The organism is Synechococcus sp. R6-5 (assembly GCF_047461775.1).
Classification (GTDB): Bacteria; Cyanobacteriota; Cyanobacteriia; order Thermostichales; family Thermostichaceae; genus Thermostichus.
In genome coordinates, this window is the sequence record NZ_JANSHV010000412.1 from 1 (window position 1) to 565 (window position 565).

At 63.9% G+C, this 565-nt stretch carries 1 pseudogene; it reads left to right on the plus strand.

Going from position 1 to position 565, the window contains the following annotated elements:
* Positions 1 to 38: 38 nt before the first annotated feature.
* A pseudogene (locus tag NW818_RS14050) lies at positions 39 to 565 on the plus strand (hypothetical protein); the annotation flags it as partial.

Below are 565 nucleotides of genomic sequence, written 5' to 3' on the forward strand. Positions count from 1 at the left end.
ACGGCGTGTTGTACCGCGGGTCGCGGGCGCTGCCGGGGGTGAACGATCTGCTGGCGCTGTTCGATGCGCGCGGTGTGACATATGCCTGCTGCACCAACAACGCCACGATGACTCCTGCCCAGTACGAAGCCAAACTCGCAGCAATGGGGATCCGTATGCCTGCCGCGCGCATCGTCACGTCATCGGTAGCGACGCGACGCTGGCTCGAAACGCAGGCGCCGCGCGGTACGGGCGTGTTTGTGATCGGTATGGATGGTCTGCGCAGCGCGCTCTTCGATGATGGATACTTCGTGGAAGACGATGAACATCCGGCATTCGTCGTGGTCGGCATGGACTCTGAGGTGACCTACCGCCGCCTGCGGAAGGCATGCCTGCTCATCCGCGCCGGTGCACGTTTCATTGGCACAAATCCCGATACAACGTTCCCGGCGGAGGACGGGATCGTGCCAGGGTGCGGCGCGTTACTGGCGCTCCTGCGCGTCAGCACCGAAACCGAACCGTTCGTCATCGGCAAGCCCGGACCCACCATGTTCCGCGCTGCTATCGAGATTCTGGGGGCGGACGC